17 protein-coding genes are annotated in these 19,719 nt (G+C 70.7%); 6 read left to right on the plus strand and 11 right to left on the minus strand.

What is annotated here, in order from left to right:
- A partial coding sequence (locus NB3_RS14160) for a methyltransferase (protein WP_067802324.1) occupies positions 1–885 on the plus strand: 885 nt, incomplete at its 5' end.
- Between the two features lie 35 nt (positions 886–920).
- Here the strand turns inward: NB3_RS14160 and NB3_RS35560 are convergent.
- Positions 921–1,262, minus strand: a complete 342-nt coding sequence (locus NB3_RS35560) for a hypothetical protein (RefSeq protein WP_169810688.1) — start codon at positions 1,260–1,262, stop codon at positions 921–923.
- 238 nt (positions 1,263–1,500) lie between these two features.
- Here NB3_RS35560 and NB3_RS14170 point away from each other — a divergent pair, with 238 nt between their 5' ends.
- From NB3_RS14170 to NB3_RS14180, 3 genes are all read left to right on the plus strand, one after another.
- Entirely contained in the window at positions 1,501–2,205 is a 705-nt protein-coding gene (locus NB3_RS14170; RefSeq protein WP_067802330.1) for an ESX secretion-associated protein EspG, read from the plus strand.
- A 93-nt stretch (positions 2,206–2,298) separates the two neighbouring features.
- A complete protein-coding gene (locus NB3_RS14175; RefSeq protein WP_067802331.1) occupies positions 2,299–2,673 on the plus strand; it encodes a hypothetical protein in 375 nt (124 codons plus the stop codon).
- Positions 2,670–3,893, plus strand: coding sequence for a hypothetical protein (locus NB3_RS14180; protein ID WP_067802333.1), 1,224 nt, complete (start codon positions 2,670–2,672; stop codon positions 3,891–3,893). Before NB3_RS14175 ends, NB3_RS14180 begins: the two co-directional genes overlap by 4 nt.
- A gap of 421 nt (positions 3,894–4,314) precedes the next feature.
- Here the strand turns inward: NB3_RS14180 and proB are convergent, their stop codons facing one another.
- From proB to NB3_RS14230, 10 genes are all read right to left on the minus strand, one after another.
- On the minus strand, positions 4,315–5,457 hold the full coding sequence (gene proB / locus NB3_RS14185; protein ID WP_371855904.1) for a glutamate 5-kinase: 1,143 nt from the start codon (positions 5,455–5,457) through the stop codon (positions 4,315–4,317).
- A gap of 131 nt (positions 5,458–5,588) precedes the next feature.
- Positions 5,589–7,043: a GTPase ObgE gene (gene obgE, locus NB3_RS14190; protein WP_067802336.1), complete on the minus strand. Its 1,455-nt coding sequence runs from the start codon at positions 7,041–7,043 to the stop codon at positions 5,589–5,591.
- Between the two features lie 122 nt (positions 7,044–7,165).
- Positions 7,166–7,432, minus strand: a complete 267-nt coding sequence (gene rpmA / locus NB3_RS14195) for a 50S ribosomal protein L27 (RefSeq protein WP_067802339.1) — start codon at positions 7,430–7,432, stop codon at positions 7,166–7,168.
- Positions 7,433–7,454: 22 nt separating this feature from the next.
- Entirely contained in the window at positions 7,455–7,766 is a 312-nt protein-coding gene (gene rplU, locus NB3_RS14200) for a 50S ribosomal protein L21 (protein WP_039796660.1), read from the minus strand.
- Between the two features lie 330 nt (positions 7,767–8,096).
- Positions 8,097–11,348, minus strand: a complete 3,252-nt coding sequence (locus tag NB3_RS14205; protein ID WP_067802342.1) for a translation initiation factor IF-2 N-terminal domain-containing protein — start codon at positions 11,346–11,348, stop codon at positions 8,097–8,099.
- A 469-nt stretch (positions 11,349–11,817) separates the two neighbouring features.
- Complete coding sequence (ndk, locus tag NB3_RS14210) at positions 11,818–12,234, minus strand: nucleoside-diphosphate kinase (RefSeq protein WP_039796656.1); 417 nt, start codon at positions 12,232–12,234, stop codon at positions 11,818–11,820.
- An 86-nt stretch (positions 12,235–12,320) separates the two neighbouring features.
- A complete protein-coding gene (locus tag NB3_RS14215) occupies positions 12,321–12,737 on the minus strand; it encodes a DUF4233 domain-containing protein (RefSeq protein ID WP_067802345.1) in 417 nt (138 codons plus the stop codon).
- A 106-nt stretch (positions 12,738–12,843) separates the two neighbouring features.
- Positions 12,844–14,229, minus strand: coding sequence for a bifunctional tetrahydrofolate synthase/dihydrofolate synthase (gene folC / locus NB3_RS14220; protein ID WP_443093671.1), 1,386 nt, complete (start codon positions 14,227–14,229; stop codon positions 12,844–12,846).
- A 77-nt stretch (positions 14,230–14,306) separates the two neighbouring features.
- Positions 14,307–16,985 carry a valine--tRNA ligase gene (locus tag NB3_RS14225; protein WP_067802347.1) on the minus strand — a complete coding sequence of 893 codons (2,679 nt, stop codon included), beginning with the start codon at positions 16,983–16,985 and terminating at the stop codon, positions 14,307–14,309.
- Between the two features lie 299 nt (positions 16,986–17,284).
- Positions 17,285–18,211: an NAD(P)/FAD-dependent oxidoreductase gene (locus NB3_RS14230; RefSeq protein WP_067802350.1), complete on the minus strand. Its 927-nt coding sequence runs from the start codon at positions 18,209–18,211 to the stop codon at positions 17,285–17,287.
- A gap of 90 nt (positions 18,212–18,301) precedes the next feature.
- Here NB3_RS14230 and NB3_RS14235 point away from each other — a divergent pair, with 90 nt between their 5' ends.
- Positions 18,302–18,895, plus strand: coding sequence for a helix-turn-helix domain-containing protein (locus tag NB3_RS14235; RefSeq protein WP_067802353.1), 594 nt, complete (start codon positions 18,302–18,304; stop codon positions 18,893–18,895).
- A gap of 158 nt (positions 18,896–19,053) precedes the next feature.
- Positions 19,054–19,713: an AAA family ATPase gene (locus tag NB3_RS14240; protein WP_244891904.1), complete on the plus strand. Its 660-nt coding sequence runs from the start codon at positions 19,054–19,056 to the stop codon at positions 19,711–19,713.
- Positions 19,714–19,719 lie beyond the last annotated feature (6 nt).

Consider the following 19,719-nt stretch of genomic DNA (forward strand, 5'->3'; position numbering starts at 1 on the left):
GCCGACCTCGCGGCGGCGGTCGGCGCCGACGAAGACGCGCTGCGGCGGTTGCTGCGGCTGCTGATCAGCCACGGCATCTTCACCCAGCGGCGCGACGGACGCTACGCGCTGACGCCGATGGCGCGCGCCCTGTGCCGCGATTCGGAGGTGTCGTTGCGCGACGCGGTGTTGTTCTTCGGTTCGCCCGGTCACCGCAACCACTGGACGCACCTGGTCGACGCCGTGCGCACCGGCGAACCGGTCGGCGTGAAACTCGACGGGATGCCGTTCTTCGAATACGTAAAGCACGACCGGGAACTCGGCGATCTGTTCGACCGGGCGATGACCAGCATCGGCAGCCTGTCGATGGATTCGTTGCTGGCCGCCTACGATTTCGGCCGCTACGAGACCCTGGTCGACGTCGGCGGCGGCGAGGGGACGCTGCTCATCGAAATCCTGCGCCGCGCGCCACGCTCGCGCGGCATCCTGTTCGACCTGCCCGAAGTGGTGGCCGCGGCCCCCGCCCGGCTCGCCGCCCTCGGTCTGGCCGATCGCTGCGCGGTGGAAGGCGGTTCCTTCTTCGACAGCGTCCCGAAGGGTGCGGACGCCTACATTCTCAAGCACATCTTGCACGACTGGGCCGAACCGGACGCCGGGCGCATCCTGCGGACCGTGCGCGCGGCCATGTCACCGCACGCGCGGTTGCTGCTCGTGGAGCTGGTCGTCCCCGAACACAACGCACCGCACCCCAGCAAGTACATCGATGTGGAGATGCTGGTCAACGCGGGTGGACGAGAACGCACCGAGGCCGAGTACCGCGACTTTCTCGCCGGGCACGGATTCACGCTGATCCAGCGCGTGCCGACGGCTTCCCCGGACAACGTGCTCGAGGCGAGGCCGAGCTGACCGCGGGTCTCCGAACCCGCCCGTGCCGACCGACGTCACGACGTCGCGGGGACGATGAACGCCAGCGTGGCGACCCCCACGGCTCCCTCGGACACACAGGTGGCGCGCATCGGCTTGCCGACCGGCGTCTGGCGCGACTCGAAGCCGCTGTAGTAGCCGAACACCGGCGCTGACCGCTCCGACGGCAGGAAGAAGCCGAGGCATTCGGCTTCCAGCACCGACGCCCCTTCACCGCTGTGGCACAACGCGGCCGCGTCGGTGACGCCACGGTCGACATAGCAGCCGTCGGGTTCCGCCGCGGCGGGCCCGGCTCCGGCCCAGACGAGGCCACCCGCGAGGAAAGACAGAACGGTTCCCGCGCCCACTCGCCGCTTCATGGTGTGCACCGCAATTCCTCCTCGGCAGATCGCGTTCCTACCCGGTCGTTGCCGTGCCTTTCCACTATTTCAGCAGAATCGAAGGGGAGCGTCGAGCACCACACCGTCGCGAAACCATGGTTTTCCAGGCCGGATGCCGAACGTGTCCGGCGTCCCCGCGCGGGACTTCCCCCGTCGGGCGTCGGAAACGCTAGGCTACGAACAGCATTGGCTGGTTCGGTGAGGATGTGATTCGGCCGTGGAATGGACCTTCACTCCGGACGAGTTCGCCCACATCTGGCGCGAGACCGACGTGGACCGCCACCCCTTCCCGCTGCGCATCCTGGAGACGCCCAGAACCGAGGACGACGCCGAGAAGCTGCGCATCGCCCTCGCCGAGCGGCTGCCGCTCGGCTCCGACCCCGACCTGTCGGCCTGCCTGCGCATTCTGGCCAGGCCGCACACCAGGATCGTGGCGATCGGCGGCACCCATCAGCCGGGCGACGAACTGCGACTGCTGGCCGCCGCCATCTACGACCGCGCCGTGCTCGCGGTGCAGGAACCCGGCACGAGCCCGGATTTCGGTGGACGCGTGCGCATTTCGATCGGTCACAGCGCCAAACTGGGCCGACGGATCGCGGCGCTGCTACCGAAGACACCTGCGGGCCGCGAACCCGCACGTGTCGCGTCCGGAGCCGCGGTGCGCGACCAGGAGACCGTGCCCGCACGGCAGCAGGCGGCGCCACGGATCCGCAGATTGCTGCTGGAGCCGCATACCGCCGAGGGCCACATCAGGATCGAACCGCGGCTGGATCGGCCGACCCCGCCGCCGCCGATCCACTACACCTGGATCGATGTGCGCGACGACGGAAGATACCTGATCAAGGCGGGCGACGAAGTGCGCATCGCGCCCGCGTCCGCCGAGCAGATCGCCACCCAATTGCAAAAGCGCATACCGATATAGCTCACTTTCCCGACCGCGACCGCTGCCTATTGCTGACCCGGCGCTGGGCTTCCGGTTAGTCTGGGGCGGACCGACCGATCTCAGGGGTGAGCGATGACGATCGAGAACAGCCGAGCCGATATCGCCCGATTCAAGCAGGCCGCGCAGGCCGGGACCGTCCAGTTCGATCCGGCGGCGGCTCGGCAGTGCGCCGACATGTACGAACGGCAGGCCGATCGGCTGATCCACCTACAGCAGAGCCTCGAATCCGCCGCGGAGCTGGGCGGTTTCGGCGGATTCGTCTCCGCTCAGCAGTTGCAGGCGGGATTCAGCCACAAAGCGCGCGACGCGGCGGCGCTGCTCGATCACTACATCGAGGCGGCCTACCGGATGAAGGAAGCGTTCCTGATCAGCGGAGGACTGTTCGAAGAGGCCGACGCCGCGAGCGCAGCCGCCCTGCGCGCGGTCCGGACGAGGTTGCCCCGATGACCGGTTCCGATCCCACCTACATCAACTCGATGGAACATTTCGAGTCGCTGCGGCACGAGGAGATCTACGCGAAGGCGCAGCAGATCGACGCCGCGCAGGTGCTGCGCGCCTCGACGATCTGGCTCGACGCGGCAGGCGCGCTCGCCACGTCGTTCCCGCTCACCCACGGCGGCGTCGACCGCGTGATGAACACGGCCGAGTGGCGGGGCGCCGCCGCCGATGCCGCCCAGGCCTGCGCTCGCAGTTTCGCGGCGTCGGCCGACGAGTTGGCCGCGGTGCTCGGTCAAGTGGGCGCACGACTCGGCGGGGTCGCCGCGGCCGCCGAGGCGGTGAAGCTCGCGGTGGTGCCGCCGGGCGCTTCCGGACCGGTGGGCGCGATCGCGCAACTGCTGGAGGCGGCGCACGTCATCGACGCGCAGATGGCGCAGGAGGCACTGCGCCAAGAGGCCGTGCTCACCATGAACATGGTCTACAAGCCCGCCTATTCCGCGGCGGGGTCCGCCGTGCCGGCGCTGCCCGCACCGCCCGCGGCTACGGCGCCGCAGTCCGTCTCGCCCGGCACGCCGCGACACTCGGCGCCCGAGCAGACGTCACCGAACGGCGAATGGTCTCCGCGCACAACGCAACCCGCGCCTGCGGAGCCGGAATCGTCCGCGCCGTCGCATAATTCGTCGCCACCCGCGCAGTCGAAGCCGGAACCGCAGCAGACTCCTTCCGCGCCGCCCACCCAGCAGGCGCCGCCGCAGCAAGCGCCGTCCACCGAAACGCCGCAACCGACACCGTCACCGGAGCCGACACAACAGGCGCCGTCCACAACCGCGCCGCCGAGCCCCACTCCGGCGCCACAGTCCCCGACGCCCGCGCAACCGCCGAGTTCGTCGGCCCCTCCCCCGCCGCCGACCACCGAGCCGACGCAGCCGCCGAGCTCGTCCGCGCCGCCACCACCGGCCGCACCCTCGGCCCCGGAACCCACCCAGCCACCGAGTTCATCCACGCCACCGGCACCCCCGGCCCCGGAACCACCGAGCTCATCCGCACCGCAGGCGCCCCAGGCCCCCCAACCGCCTCTGGCACCGCCGCCGAGTCCACAGCCCGCGCCGCCTCCCGCGCCCTCGGTGCCGATGCCCGACCCGAACGGCCAACCCGGAGTCACCGGGCCGGTGGACGGCAGCCAACAGCAGATCCCGACCACCAACCAACCCGGCGTCGTCCCATCCTGACGCCCCGCACCGGATCTTCCGCCGCCACGCGAGGCTCGTCCAGGCGACCTCGGACCCGTCGGCAGCGCTCGTGGCGGTCGGGCCACTCCGATCGCTACGACGGCGCCGAGCCTCTCGGCTGCATATGCCTGATCATGTTGCGCCGGAGACCGTGAGGGGGCGAGCAGCCTAGTGGTCCTGTGCCGCGTGACTCATGGCGCGTTGATTGCTGCATGCGTCTGTATCTCGTCTGCGAGGTGCTGTTCGGTTCGGCCGCTGCTGGAGACGCCCTCGACCTCGGCACCGGGTCTACGAACACAAGCGGCACGTGGGCGCGCCGCCAGCGGATTCGGCATCGCGCAGCGACGCCACGGTGCGGGCAGCGGCCGAATGCGTCCCCGCACGCTCGATCGCGCCGGGCGCCGATTCGAACGGCGCGTGCTCAGACCTTCACGAGGTCGTCGGCGTGGATGACGGGACGTTGCATGGTGTCGGGGAGTTCGGCGGTGGAGCGGCCGAGCATCCCCGCCAGTTCGGTGCTGTCGTATTCGACGACGCCCCTGGCGACCACGCGGCCGTCCGGGGCCACCAGGTCCACCACGTCGCCGCCGTAGAAACGGCCGCGGACGCCGACGATCCCGGCCGCGAGCAGCGACCGGCGCCGGTGCGCCACCGCTTGGACCGCGCCGTCATCGATGAGCAGCGTGCCGCGGCTGTCGGCGGCGTGCCGGACCCAGAATTTCCGGGCGGACAACCGCACCGGGCGGGCGGCGAACGCGGTGCCGACGGTGCCGGTGCTCAGCGCGGTGGCGGCCGACGCGGCGGCGGCCAGCAGGACCGGCACGCCCGCGTCCGCGGCCAGGCGCGCCGCCGACAGCTTGGACGCCATGCCCCCGGTGCCGAGCGCGCCACCGCTGCCCGCGATGACGCCGTCCAGGTCGGCGCTGCTGCGCACTTCCGGAATCAGCGTGGCCGCGCCCTTGCGCGGGTCACCGTCGTAGAGGCCGTCCACATCCGACAGCAGCACCAGCGCGTCGGCGCCGACGAGGTGGGCGACCAGCGCGGCGAGCCGGTCGTTGTCGCCGAAGCGGATCTCCTCCGTCGCGACCGTGTCGTTCTCGTTCACCACCGCGACCGCGCCGAGCGAGCGCAGGCGATCGAGGGTGCGCTGCGCGTTGCGGTGGTGCTCGCGCCGGGCGAAGTCGTCGGCGCTCAGCAGCACCTGCCCCACCGTGCGGTCGTAGCGGGCGAACGACGTGCCCCAGGCATGCGCGAGGGCCAGCTGCCCGACGCTCGCCGCGGCCTGCTTGGTCGCCAGGTCACGCGGACGGCTGGTCAAGCCGAGCGGCGCGATGCCGGCGCCGATGGCGCCGGAGGAGACCACCACCACGTCGGATCCGGCGCGCATCCGCGCCTCCACCGCGTCGGCGAGCCGATCCAGCCGCGCGGTGTCCAGACCGCCTTTCAGGCTGGTCAGCGCGGACGAGCCGATCTTCACCACGACCCGCCGTGCCGCCGCGATCGCCTGCCGCGCTTCGCTCAGGCCCGAGGAATCCACCTCGGCGCTGATAGACCTCACCTGCATCGCCACCGAACTCCCTGCACCACCATCGAATCCACGTCGGCCGGGGCGGTTGTCCCGGCCTGGACCGGACCGCACACGATCGAGTCCGGCGCCCACCGCGGGCGCACGGCGGCTCGACCGCGGTCCACGTCCTACTCCTCGTCTTCCCGGACCAGGCCGCGGCGCACCCGGGAGGCGTGCTTACGCTCGGCCGCGCTGACCCGGTCGGTCTGCTCCAGCCGGATGTCGGTGCCGCGCCCGGTGGGCACCATGTCGACGCCCGCCGAGATCTGCGGCTCCCAGTCGAACGTCACGTCGCCGATGGTCACCGGCGCTCCCGGCTCCGCGCCCTGCCGCACCAGCTCGTCTTCCACGCCCAAACGCGCGAGACGGTCGGCCAGGTAACCCACGGCCTCGTCGTTGTCGAACTGGGTCTGCCGAACCCACCGCTCCGGCCGGGTACCGCGCACGATGAAGCCGCCCGGCTCCTCCGGGTCGGCGATCACGCTGAATCCGGTGTCGTCCACCGCGATCGGGCGAATGACCGGGCGCTTCGGCGCGGCCTTCGGATGGTCCTCGCGGTAGCGGCGCACCAGATCCGCGAGGGCGAAGGTCAAGGGGCGCAAGCCCGCCCGGCTCACGGCGGAGATCTCGAACACCGGCCAGCCGCGTGCGGTGAACTCCGGTGTCACCATCTCGGCCAGTTCGGCCGCGTCGGGCACATCGATCTTGTTCAAGATCACCACGCGGGGGCGGTCGGCCAGGTCGCCGAGTCCGGCGTCCGCGCTCAGCGCGGGCTGGTAGGCGGCGAGTTCGGCCTCGAGCGCGTCGACGTCGGACACGGGGTCGCGGCCCGGCTCCAGCGTGGCGCAGTCCACCACATGGGCGAGCACCGCGCAGCGCTCCAGGTGCCGCAGGAAGTCCAGCCCGAGGCCGCGGCCCTCGCTGGCGCCCGGGATCAGCCCGGGCACGTCGGCGATCGTGAAGGTGGTCTCCCCGCTGGCGACGACGCCGAGATTGGGCACCAGCGTGGTGAACGGGTAGTCCGCGATCTTCGGCTTGGCCGCCGACAGCACCGAGACCAGCGAGGACTTGCCCGCCGACGGGAAGCCGACGAGCCCGACGTCGGCGACCGACTTCAGTTCGAGCACCAGGTCGAGTTCTTCGCCGTCCTCGCCGAGCAGCGCGAAACCAGGCGCCTTGCGGGCCTTCGACGCCAGCGCGGCGTTGCCGAGCCCGCCGCGTCCGCCGCGGGCGACGATGAAGCGGTTGCCGGCACCCACCAGGTCGACGAGCACTTTGCCGTCGTCGTCCAGCACCACGGTGCCGTCGGGCACCTTCAGCACCAGATCGGCGCCCTGCTTGCCGTCGCGGTTGCCGCCCTCACCCGGCTTGCCGTTGCCGGCCTTCGCGTGGGGGTGGAAGTGGAAGTCCAGCAGCGTGTGCACGTTGGAGTCGACCTCGAGGATGACGTCTCCACCGTTGCCGCCGTTGCCGCCGTCCGGGCCGCCGAGCGGCTTGAACTTCTCGCGGTGCACCGAAGCGCAGCCGTGGCCGCCTTTGCCCGCACGCACATGCAGCACGACACGGTCGATGAACTTGGACATACGCCGAATCATCCTCCTTCGGGACTGGTCGTACTGAGAGCCGGTCGTTCGCGAACACGAAAAACGGGCCAGGGTTCCGAGACCCTGACCCGCTCGCTGTCTATCCGGAAGTGGTTCGGCGGTCAGGCCTGAACCGGCTCCGGGGTGACGATGTTGACGGTCTTGCGTCCGCGCTTGCTGCCGAACTCCACCGCGCCCGCCGCCAGGGCGAACAGGGTGTCGTCACCGCCACGGCCGACGTTCACGCCGGGGTGGAAGTGGGTGCCGCGCTGACGCACCAGGATCTCGCCCGCCTTGACCGTCTGGCCGCCGAAGCGCTTGACGCCGAGTCGCTGGGCGTTGGAATCGCGTCCGTTCCGGGAACTGGACGCACCCTTCTTGTGTGCCATGGCTGGTTCTCCTCGGGATGTCTTACTTGATGCCGGTGACCTTCAGGACCGTCAGCGGCTGACGGTGACCCTGGCGCTTGTGGTAGCCGGTCTTGTTCTTGAACTTGTGGATGCGGATCTTCGGGCCCTTGGTCTGCTCGACCACCTCGGCGGCCACGGAGACCTTGGCCAGCTTGTCGGCATCGGTGGTCAGCTCGGCGCCATCGACGACGAGAACCGGATCCAGCGCCACGGCGGTACCCGGCGCACCCTCGATCTTCTCGACCTTCACCAGGTCACCGACCGCGACCTTGTACTGCTTTCCGCCGGTCTTGACGATCGCGTACGTTGCCATCGGTCGGCTGCCCTTCTTCCTATAGTGCTCGGCACTTGCTCACGCGGCGACTCCTCCGGTCTGATGCCACCGGAAACCGCCACACGACTGGTCTGGTAATCGCCACCGCCTCGGCATCTGGTGGCTCTCGGTATCGCACTGTCGAGAACCGGGCCACGAAGACAAAACATGTTGTCACCGGGCAGCGACTGTCCAAGATTACAGGACGGCCACCGTGACGACCAAACCGGCGTCCATCCGCGCACCGCGGTCATGCCGCGGATTCGCTGCCCGGACGCCCGTGGCCCCCGCCGGAAGGACCGGCGGGGGCCACGGGACGGCGGCGAGACCTCAGTTCGAGGCGTCCGGCGCGCCTGCCGGGCGTCCGACCGACCGCCTGCGCGGCCTGCTGCGCTGCGGCAATTCGACCGGCTCCGGCTGGGAGTAGTCGATCGCGGGCGCGGGCGCCTGCTCTCCGGTGGGCAGCACGAACACCGCTCCGGAACTGTCCGCGGCGGGCGCGGAGGCCGAACGGGCAACCCTCCGGCGACGAGCCGGACGGCTCGGCTCGGCGGCCCCGTTGGCGGCGGCGCCGTTCTCGGTCGTCGCGACGGGCTCGGCCGCCGATGCGGCTGCGGCGACCGGCTCGGGCTCGGCGACCGGCTCGGACACCGGGACCGGCTCGGCAGCCGGGACGGTCGCACCGGCGTGCCCGGATTCGGCCTCGCCCGCGGCGGCGGGCTCTTGCGCCGGCACCGGCTCGGCCTTCTCGACTTCCTCGACGACCTCGACCACCTCGGCGGGCTCGGTCTCCGGCTCCTCGGCGGGTACCGCCACCGCGGCCTCGGTGACGACTCGCTCCTCGGTGGCCTCATCGGCGACGGCGGCCTCGCCCGTGTCCGCGACCTGCGGCTCGGCGAAGGTGTCCGCGGTCGCTTCCGGCGTCTGCGCGGTGTCGTCGGGCTGGTGCGCCGCCATCGCCAGCGCCACCGGGTGCGCCCGCTTGACGGCCGCGTCGTCCTCGGTGTGCTCGGTCGCGGGACCGGACCCGTTGGCGGGCTGCGGCGCCGCGGCGGCACCCTTGTCCCGGCCACGACGCCTGCGCGAACCGCTCTCGCGGGTGCGCCCTGCCGGCTCTTCGCCGGAACCGGTCTCCACCGGATAGCTGTGCACGAGGATGCCGCGTCCGTGGCAGTGCTCGCAGGTGGTGGAGAACGCCTCGACCAGGCCGGTGCCCAGCTTCTTGCGGGTCATCTGGACCAGGCCGAGCGAGGTGACCTCGGAGACCTGGTGGCGGGTGCGGTCCCGGCCGAGCGCCTCGGTCAGGCGGCGCAGCACCAGGTCGCGGTTGGACTCGAGCACCATGTCGATGAAGTCGACGACGATCATGCCGCCGATGTCGCGCAGCCGCATCTGGCGCACGATTTCCTCGGCCGCCTCCAGGTTGTTCCTGGTGACCGTCTCCTCCAGATTGCTGCCGCCCGCACCGGTGAACTTGCCGGTGTTCACGTCGATCACCGTCATGGCCTCGGTGCGGTCGATCACCAGGGTGCCGCCCGACGGCAGCCACACCTTGCGATCGAGCGCCTTGGCCAGCTGCTCGTCGATCCGGTAGGTCTCGAACACGTCGACGCCGTTGTTGTCGTGCCGGGAGACCCTGGCCAGCAGGTCCGGCGCGACGGTGCCGATGTACTTCTCGACCGTGCTCCAGGCCCGGTCACCCTCGATGACCAGCTTGGAGAAGTCCTCGTTGAACAGGTCGCGGATGACCTTGACCAGCAGATCGGGCTCTTCGTAGAGCGTCTTGGGCGCGTTGTTGTCCTTGCCGGTCTGCTGCTGGATCGTGCGCCAGGTCGCCTGCAGCCGCTCCACGTCGCGGGCCAGCTCGGTCTCGCTGACGCCTTCGGAGGCCGTGCGGATGATCACGCCGGCGTCGGCGGGCACGATGTCGCGCAGGATCTCCTTGAGGCGCTTGCGCTCGGTGTCCGGCAGCTTGCGGCTGATCCCGGTGGAGGTGCCGCCGGGCACGTACACCAGGAAACGCCCCGCCAGGCTGATCTGCGTGGTCAGCCGGGCGCCCTTGTGGCCGACCGGGTCCTTGCTCACCTGCACCAGCACTTGGTCGCCCGGCTTGAGCGCCTGCTCGATCTTGCGCTCCTTGCCGCCGAGCCCGGCGGCCTCCCAGTTGACCTCGCCCGCGTACAGCACGCCGTTGCGGCCGCGGCCGATGTCGACGAACGCGGCCTCCATGCTGGGCAGCACGTTCTGCACCTTGCCCAGGTAGACGTTGCCCACCATGGACGCGGAGCCGGTGCTCGTCACGAAGTGCTCGACCAGGACGTTGTCCTCGAGCACGGCCACCTGCGTGGCGGTGGGGTGGTCCGGGAAGGACTTCTCCCGCACGACCATCACGCGGTCGACGGCTTCGCGCCGGGCCAGGAACTCCGACTCGGTCAGGATCGGCGGACGGCGACGGCCCGCCTCGCGTCCGTCGCGACGGCGCTGCCGCTTCGCTTCCAGCCGGGTGGAGCCGGTGATGCCCTGGACCTCGTCGACCGCGGCCCGGCTGCGGCTCTTGTTGCGCGGCTCGCGCTCGTGCACGACCGTGTTCGGCGGGTCGTCGTCGGCGGGCTCGTTCTCGCCCGATTCACCGGCCACCTTGCGGCGACGACGCCGACGGCGACGACGGCTGGAACCTTCCGGCACGCCGTCCTCGTCCTCGCCATCGCCCTCGGCCTCGGCGGTCTCCGTGGACTCCGCCGCCGCGGACTCGGCCTGCTCCGCGGGCGCGGGAGCCGACTCCTCGTCGGACTCGGTGTCCTCGCCATCGCCGTCGGTCTCGGACTGCTGCTCGCCCCGGCCGCGGCCACGCCCCCGGCGGCCGCGGCGCCTGCGCCTCGGCTGGCCCTCGGCATCATCCTGCTGATCGGCCGACTCGCGATCGTCCTCGGCGACCTCGGTCTCGTCCTCGACGGGCTCGGGCGTCGGCTCCTCGGTGCGGCGGGCCTCCCGCTCGGCGCGGCGCTGCTTGCGCGCCTGCTCGGCGGCCGCGGCATCCGGCGACAGGAACAGCGGCGCCTGCACGACGGCGGCGGACTCGAACACCGCGGGGGCCGCCGGCTCCGGTTCCGGCCGCACCGAGTGCGTGAACAGCTGCGTGTGGCTGGGCGTGGCGCCGAGCGGCGGCTGCGTGGTGGACGGCGTGTCCGGTGCGGAGAAGAGCACGCCCGCACCGGAGAAGGGACCGTCACGGCCCGGTTCGGGCTCTTCGGCCCGAGGCGCCGGTTGTCCGGCGGCGGGCGCCGTTCGGGTGGGTGCTTCTTCCTGTGGTGGCGCGGGCGCGGCGGCGTCCTGCGGCCCGGCGGCGGGCTGCTCGGGCGCGGCGTCCGCCTCGACCGTCACCAAGGCGTCGCGCACCGACTCCGCGACGGCCCGGTCGACGTTCGACTGGGCGCTGCGCGCGTCCGCCCCCATCTCGGTCAGCTTGGCCAGGATGCGCTTGCTCGTTACCCCCAGCAGCTTGGCGAGTGCGTGAACTCGGATTCGCTCCGGCAATTGTTCGGCATCCTGTGATGTTGTTTCCAGCGGCTCTTGATCGGCCACGAAGTCTCCTCGGGCCCCCGGGCGCGTCCCTCCCTGCGGGAGTGACGCGGCCGACGCGGGGGCGCTGTCCGTTCGACTCACACCCGGTGGGCGCGAGATCAGTGGTCTCGCCCCGCGTGCCCGGTTATCTCCTCGGTTGTGCGTCGGTCGGGCTAACTGGTCACGCGGCGCCTGGCTGTATGGCTGAACTCCGCGGCGCGAGCGCTCATCCAGCGTGCCTACACGAACATCGAGCCCGGTGACCAGGCCGTTTGTCCATGGCAGCGATGATCGGCATCGAACCGTGGTGTCATCCGGCTGCCCTCGTCACGTTTCGTTCGCGCACCTGCACGAACAGTCGGCGTCGAAAGCAGCCGTTGCCAGTATCCCATACCGCGCGCCGGGCGTTCGCCATCGGCGCTCGACTCGGCCCGGCCCGCGGCGCGAACGCGGGTGTCGCGTGGGCGCGGGCCCGGCGATCGAGACCCGCTCAGGCGGGCAGTTCGGGGAACCAGAGGGCGATCTCGCGCTTGGCCGATTCCGGCGAATCGGAGCCGTGGACCAGGTTCTCCTGGGTCTCCAGAGCGAAGTCTCCGCGAATGCTGCCCGGCACGGCCTTCTCGACCGGATCGGTGCCGCCCGCGATCTGGCGGAAGGCGGCGATGGCGCGCGGGCCCTCCAGGATGGCCGCGACGACCGGGCCCGAGGTGATGAACTCGATCAGGGAGCCGAAGAACGGCTTCTCGGCGTGCTCGGCGTAGTGGCCCTTGGCCAGTTCCTCCGACACGTGCTTCAGTTCCAGGGCGGCGATCTTCAGGCCCTTGCGCTCGATCCGTGCCAGCACCTCGCCGACAAGGCCACGGGCCACACCGTCCGGCTTGATGAGTACCAACGTCTGTTCAGTCACGGCGTCAGCCTATCGGGCACCCTTCCTGGCACCGCACGAGCGGTCGGCTGATCGTTTCCGGCGGCTCCGGCGCCGCGAGCCCGCGGCTAGGACCGCTGGATGCGCTGGCTGGGCAGTAGGCCCTTCTCCATCCGGCCGCGCACGTCCGCGCGCAATACCAGGATGAAGCCCCAGACCACGGCGAACACCACACCGATGACGCCGATGGACACGTGGATGAAGGCGCCGAGCAGCACCAGCACCTGCAAGCCCAGGTTGAACGGCAGCGCCCAAGACCGCCGCTGCAATCCGGCCCCGAGGAACATCACCACCGCGAGCGCCACGAGGTAGGTGCCCGACAGCCAGGTCACCCCGCCGCCGACGTCGGCGACCACCGGTAACGCGAGCAGCACCACGATCGCCTCCAGCACCAGCGTCCCCGCCATCACCCCGCGGAAGCCCTTCCACGGGTCGGTCGCGGGTGCGGGCACCGGCTGTTCGTCTCGTTCGGCCGGTTCGCTCATGCTGTGCCCTCCTCGGCATCCGCCGGGCTCACCAGGTGGCCGACGCTCATACGGTGCTCGTCTGTCCCGCCGTGGTCGAGTAGGCCGCCATCTTGAAGCCCGGGACTCACGCCGGGTCCTTCCCGAACAGCGCGCGCGCCGCGCCCGCCGTGACCACCGACCCGGTGATGATCACCCCGGCGCCGGACACCATCTCGCCCGCGTCGCCCACCTCCTCGGCGATCGCGATCGCCGTCTCCAGCGCGTCGGGCAGGGTGGCGGCGGAAACCACGCGCTCGTCGCCGAACCGCTGCACCGCGAGGTCGGCGAGGGTGTCCACGTCCAGCGCGCGGGGCGAACCGTTGCTGGTGACGACGATCTCGTCGAACACCGGCTCCAGCGCGGTGAGGATGCCGTCGGCGTCCTTGTCACCGAGCACCGCGACCACGCCGACCAGCTTGCGGAAGTCGAACTCGTCGGTCAGCGTCGCGGCCAGCGCTCGCGCGCCCGCCGGGTTGTGCGCCGCGTCGATGAAGATGGTCGGCGCGCTGCGCATCCGCTCCAACCGCCCCGGACTGGTCACACTCGCGAAACCCGCCCGCACGGCGTCGATGTCGAGCCTGCGCTGCGCGCCCGCGCCGAAGAACGCCTCGACTGCCGCGAGCGCGAGCACCGCGTTGCGCGCCTGATGCTCGCCGTGCAACGGCAGGAAGATCTCGTCGTACACGCCGCCGAGGCCCTGCAACTCGAGTTGCTGCCCGCCCACCGCGATCTGCCGGGCGAGCACGCGGAACTCCGAGCCCTCGCGCGCGACCGCGGCATCGACCTCGACGGCGCGGCGCAACAGCACCTCCATCGCCTCGGGCTCCTGCTGCGCGATCACCGCGACGTTGTCGCGGGGCACCAGGCTCTCCGGGGCGCGCTTGATGATCCCGGCCTTCTCCCCCGCGATCGAGGCCAGGTCGGGACCGAGGTAATCGGTGTGGTCCAGGCCGATCGGCGTGATCACCGCCACCTGCCCATCGATGACGTTCGTGGCGTCCCAGGTGCCACCCATCCCGGTCTCGACGACCGCGACATCGACCGGCGCCTCGGCGAACGCGGCGTAGGCCATGCCGGTGAGCACTTCGAACTTGCTCATCGCTGGCCCGCCGGCGGCCGCCGACTGCCTGTCGATCATCTCGACGTACGGCAGCAGCTCGTGATAGGTCTCCACGTACTTCGCCGGCGTGATCGGCGCGTTGTCGATGCTGATCCGCTCGGTGGCCAGTTGCAGATGCGGACTGGTGATCCGGCCGGTGCGCCGATGCAGCGCGGTGAGCAGGGCGTCGATCATCCTGGTGACCGAGGTCTTGCCGTTGGTGCCCGCGATGTGGATGGCCGGGTAGTTCTGCTGCGGCGAGCCGAGCAGGTCCATCAGCGTGGCGATCCTGGTGAGCGACGGCTCGATCTTGGTCTCCGGCCAGCGCCGGTCGAGCTCCGCCTCGACCAGCGCCATCTCGGCCAGTTCCACCGGCGATGGACCGGAGCCGAGCCGCGCGCCGCCGCCACGGCGCTCGTCATCGCCGTATTGCGGTTCCGGCTCGTGGTTCACTTGCCGCTCAACTCCGCCAGTCGCGCCCCGATGCGGGCCACCTCGTCGGCGGCCACCTGCTGCCTGCCGCGGATCTTCGCGACCACGTGCTCGGGCGCCTTGGCCAGGAACGCCTCGTTGCCCAGCTTGGCAGTCGTGCTCTCGAGTTCCTTCTCCGCGGCGGCCAGATCCTTCTCCAGCCTGCGGCGTTCGGCGTCCAGGTCGACCGCGCCGGAGGTGTCCAGCTCCACGGTGACCGTCCCGGTGCTCAGGCGGACCTCCACCGACGCGGTCGCGGCGAAGTCCGCGCCCGGCTCGGTGAGCCGCGCCAGGTTCGCCACCGAAGCCGCCTGCTCGCCGAGCCCGGCGGCGTCGACCCCGATCAGCTTGGCCGCGACCTTCTGCTTGTCGGCCAAGCCCTGGTCGCTGCGGAACCGCCGGATCTCCGTGATCAGCCGCTGGGTGTCCGAGATGCGTTGCGCCGCTTGCCGGTCCGCGGGCACGCCGGAGGCCTGCGGCCACGGCGCGATCACGATCGACTCGCCGCCGGTCAGCGCCTGCCACAACGCCTCGGTGACGAACGGGACGACCGGGTGCAGCAGGCGCAGCACCGCGTCGAGCACGGCGCCGAGCACCAACCGGGTCGCTTCCGCGCGCGCGCCGTCGGCGGCGAACTGCACCTTGGCCAGCTCCAGGTACCAGTCGCACAGTTCGTCCCAGGCGAAGTGGTAGAGCGCCTCGCACGCCTTGCCGAACTCGTAGGCGTCGAACGCGGCGTCGGCTTCGGCGCGCACCGCGTCCAGCCGGTCCAGGATCCAGCGGTCGGCGTCGGTGAGCTGCGCGCGGTCGGGCAGTTCGCCCACCCGCGCGCCGTTCATCAGCGCGAACTTGGTCGCGTTGAACACCTTGGTCACGAAGCTGCGCGAGGCGAGCACGTGCGGCTCGCCGACCGAGAGGTCACCGCCCGGCTGCGCGCCGCGCGCGAGGGTGAAGCGGGTGGCGTCGGCGCCGAAGGCGTTGATCCAGTCCAGCGGGTCGATGCCGTTGCCGCGCGATTTGGACATCTTCTTGCCGAACTGGTCGCGGATCAGGCCGTGCAGGAACACGTCCTTGAACGGCACCTGCCGCTCGCCGCCCTTGCCCGTGGTCAGCACGGCGTCCTCGGCGACATAGGTGCCGAACATCATCATCCGGGCCACCCAGAAGAACAGGATGTCGTAGCCGGTGACGAGCACGCTGGTGGGATAGAACTTCTCGAGTTCGGCGGTGGCGTGCGGCCAGCCCATCGTGGAGAACGGCCACAGGCCGGAGGAGAACCAGGTGTCGAGCACGTCCGGGTCCTGCACCCATCCCTCGGGCGCCTGCTCGTCGGGCCCGACGCACACCACTTCGCCCTCGGGGCCGTACCAGATCGGGATGCGGTGGCCCCACCACAGCTGACGCGAGATGCACCAGTCGTGCATGTCGTCGACCCAGCCGAACCAGCGCGGCTCCTGGCTCTTGGGGTGGATCACGGTGTCACCGTTGCGCACGGCGTCGCCCGCGGCCTTGGCCAGCGATTCGACCTTCACCCACCACTGCATGGACAGGCGCGGCTCGATCGGCTCGCCGGTGCGCTCGGAATGCCCGACGGAGTGCAGGTACGGCCGCTTCTCCGCGACCACCCTGCCCTCCCGCGCGAGCCGCTCGCGCACCTTGACGCGCGCCTCGAAACGGTCCATGCCGTCGAATTCGGTTCCGGTGCCGGTGATCCGGCCGCGCTCGTCCATGATGGTCGGCATCGGCAGCCCGTGCCGCAGACCCAGCTCGAAGTCGTTGGGGTCGTGCGCCGGTGTGATCTTCACCGCGCCGGAGCCGAATTCCGGATCGACGTAGTCGTCGGCGACGATCGGGATCTGCCGTCCGGTGATCGGATGCTCCAGGGTGGTGCCGATCAGCGCCCGGTAGCGCGGGTCGTCCGGGTGCACGGCCACCGCCGTGTCGCCGAGCATGGTCTCCACCCGGGTGGTGGCCACGACGACGTGCGGTTCGTCGTCGCTGAGCGAGCCGTAGCGCAGCGAGACCAGCTCGCCCTCGACGTCCTCGTACTTGACCTCGATGTCGGAGATCGCCGTGCGCAGCTCGGGCGACCAGTTCACCAGCCGCTCGGCGCGGTAGATCAGGCCCGCGTCGTAGAGCCGCTTGAACATCGTCTGCACGGCGCGGGAGAGGCCATCGTCCATGGTGAAGCGGTCGCGGCTCCAGTCGACGCCGTCGCCGAGGGCGCGCATCTGCCACTGGATGGCGCCGCCGGATTCCCGCTTCCAGTCCCACACCTTCTGCACGAACAGTTCGCGGCCGAAGTCTTCCTTCGTCTTGCCGTCCACCGCGAGCTGCTTCTCCACCACGGTCTGGGTGGCGATGCCCGCGTGGTCCATGCCTGGCAGCCAGAGCACCTCGTAGCCCTGCATGCGCTTGCGGCGCGAGAGCGTGTCCATCAGGGTGTGGTCGAGGGCGTGGCCCATGTGCAGTGTGCCGGTGACGTTCGGCGGCGGCAGCACGATCGAATAGGCCGGCTTGCCGCTGCCCGGGTCGGCGGTGAAATAGCCAGCGGCTACCCAGCGCTCGTACATCTCGGCCTCCACCTCGCTGGGCGTCCAGCTCTTGGGGAGTGCATCGGCACGATTACGCGTGTTGTCAGGGGCTGCGCTGGTCACCCCGCGATTCTAGAGCGCGTCCATCCGCCGACTTCGGGTCGGTCGACCCGGCTCACCGCCGCCCGCGCATCCGCCGGTCGGTGGCACTTCGGAAATGGGAGGATATCGGCCCGCTGGGGGGTCGCGCGGAATCGCGCGAAGAGAGATTTCCCGGCGGAGACAAAGAAAGGCGGAGTCTTCGGTGGATGAGGGACACCGAACACTCCGCCTATGTCAGAAGCTTACCGGCGATCCGGGGCCGGACTCGGAATCCATAACCAATTCTCAGCTTCCGGCATTTTCTACCCCGGATATACCCCTTATCGGGCGAGCACGGTGACGTCGGCCAGCACCAGATCGCCGTTGATCGCGATCGCGGCGGTCGAGCCCGCGCCCGCAGCGGAAATCACCTGAGCGGCCGGATTGCTCACATTACCTGCGGCCCAGACGCCGGGGACGCTGGTGCGCCCGGTGGCATCCGTCACGACCCAGCCGTCGTCGTCGAAGGCGCAGCCGAGCGCCACCAGCACGTCGTCGTTGGCGCGGAAGGTCGGCGCGACGAACATCGCCGTCCTCGGCACCGCCCGCCCGTCGGCCAGCTCCACACCGCGCAGCCGGTCGTCCACCACGAACCGCGCGACCGAACCTTCGACCACCCGGACCCCGCGCGCGGCCAAGTGCGCGCGGTCATCATCGGACAGCGGCATCGCGTTCGGGAAGAAGACGACGTCGCCGGACCACTGCGGCAGCAGCAGCGCCAGGTGCACCGCCCTGGCCATGGCGCCGGGTTCCGGTCCGCCGAGCACGCCGATCGGCTGGTCACGGACCTCGTAGCCGTGACAGTAGGGGCAGTGCAGCACGTCGCGGCCCCATCGTTCGCGCACGCCGGGCAGCGGCGGCAGTTCGTCGCGCAGTCCGGTCGCGACCAGCACGCGGCGCGCTCGCAGCGTCGCACCGCCGCCGAGCCGCAGCGCGAACTCCGACTCACCGGCAGGTTCCGCGCCGACGACGGAGTCGGAGATCAGCTCCGCGCCGTAGCCCGCCGCCTCCTCGGCTCCGGCCGCCAGCAGTTGCGCGGGCGGCATGCCGTCCCTGGACAGGAATCCGTGCATGTGCTCGGCGGGCGCGTTGCGCGGCGCACCGCCACCGACCACCGCGACTCGCCGCCGCGCTCTGGCCAGGACCAGCGCCCCGGACAACCCCGCCGCACCGTCACCGACGATCACCACGTCATATGTCTCGCTCATCCGCGATCACCTCCACGGACACAGTGACGTCAACCGCACAGATCGGCAACTAATATTGCCGAATCCGGGAAAACGCGGTGCACTGGTGATATGTCAACACCACCGGGCGTCGCCCAAGCCCTCGCCGACATCGGTCCGCGCCTCAAAGCGCTGCGGACCCGCCGCAATGTCACGCTCACCGCGCTGGCGGAGAGCACCGGGATCTCCAAGAGCACGCTGTCCCGGCTCGAATCCGGCCAGCGGAAAGCCAGCCTGGAATTGCTGCTGCCGATCGCGATGGCCCACCAGGTCCCCTTGGACGAACTGGTGGCCGCACCGAAGATCGCCGACCCCCGGGTCCACACGACGGCACGGAAGACCAACGGACTGACCATTCTTCCGCTGACCCGGCAGCCGGGGCCGCTGCAAGCGTTCAAGATCGTCATTCCCGCCGAGCGCGGCGAGCCGGACCCGAAGGTGCACGAGGGTTTCGAGTGGCTCTACGTCCTGTCCGGCCGGCTGCGACTCGTGCTCGGCGAGCACGATCTGACGCTCGGCCCCGGGGAAGCCGCGGAATTCGACACCCGCCAACCGCATTGGTTCGGCAGCGCGGGGCGGGGCCCGGTGGAAATCTTGAGCCTATTCGGTTCCCAGGGCGAGCGAATGCATCTGCGAGCACGGTCGGCCGGCCGTAAACCCAGGTGAATCGATAGTGCCCGAAATGTCCGATATTGCCGAATCGGCGAAAACTCGGGAGTCTGGAGAGCGTGAACACCCCAGGCGCGGCATTCCCGGCGAATCATCAACAGAAACCAGGGTTTTCCCGGTTGTCGAACGCGTCTCGACCACGGACGCTGGGAGAGGTGAATCCCCCGCTGGAAGCCGCGCCGGAGCACGCCCCGGAACCGCGGCTGCCGATCCTGTTCCCGGACGCATTGCACGATCTGCGCGGTCACGCGGTCGCGGAGCTCCGATACCCCGCCGCGGCGGCGCTGATCGTCGCCGGCGTCCCCGGTGCGGGCAAGAGCACCGCCCTGCGCAAATTCTTCGACGCCGACGCGGCGGCCACCGCACCGTCGCGCAGTCCGGCGGGGGTGCTGGTGCTCGACTCGATGCAGGCGCGCAACCGGTGGCGGCCCAAACTCCGGTGGCTGCCGTATCTCCTCTGGCGTCCGGTGGTGCACGCGGCGCACTTCCTCGCCATTCGCGCCGCGTTGCGTGCGGGCGGCCCGGTCGTCATCCACGACTGCGCCACCTTCCGATGGGCGCGCACCCTGATCGCCCGCTGGGCCGCGCATCGCGAACTGCACCTGCTCCTGCTCGACGTGCCCGCGCCGGTGGCGAGGGCGGGTCAGCACAGCCGCGGACGGCGGATCAACCGCGTCGCCTTCCGGCTGCACGTGCGCGGCTGGGGCCGATTGATGAGCGTGGTGGCGACCGGACCCGCAGGCAGTGGTGTGCGGTCGGTGGTCATCGCCGACCGCGCGACCGTCGACCACCTGCGGTGCGTGACGTTCGCCTGAGCGGGG

It is taken from the genome of Nocardia beijingensis NBRC 16342 (assembly GCF_001612785.1).
In the GTDB taxonomy this organism is placed as follows: domain Bacteria; phylum Actinomycetota; class Actinomycetes; order Mycobacteriales; family Mycobacteriaceae; genus Nocardia; species Nocardia beijingensis.